The organism is Streptomyces olivaceus (assembly GCF_000721235.1).
Classification (GTDB): domain Bacteria; phylum Actinomycetota; class Actinomycetes; order Streptomycetales; family Streptomycetaceae; genus Streptomyces; species Streptomyces olivaceus.
Map to the genome: position 1 here is coordinate 1 of NZ_JOFH01000172.1, position 225 is coordinate 225.

Below are 225 nucleotides of genomic sequence, written 5' to 3' on the forward strand. Positions count from 1 at the left end.
AGCAGCCACCCTTGAAAGAGTGCGTAATAGCTCACTGGTCTAGTGATTCCGCGCCGACAATGTAGCGGGGCTCAAGCGTACCGCCGAAGTCGTGTCATTGCAGCATATACGGTCAACGCCGGCTGTGATGGGTAGGGGAGCGTCGTGTGCCGGGTGAAGCAGCCGCGGAAGCGAGTTGTGGACGGTTCACGAGTGAGAATGCAGGCATGAGTAGCGATACAAACG

Annotated in this window: 1 rRNA gene; it reads left to right on the top strand. The window is 57.8% G+C overall.

What is annotated here, in order from left to right:
* Positions 1-225, top strand: a 23S ribosomal RNA gene (locus tag IG94_RS0138305); the annotation flags it as partial.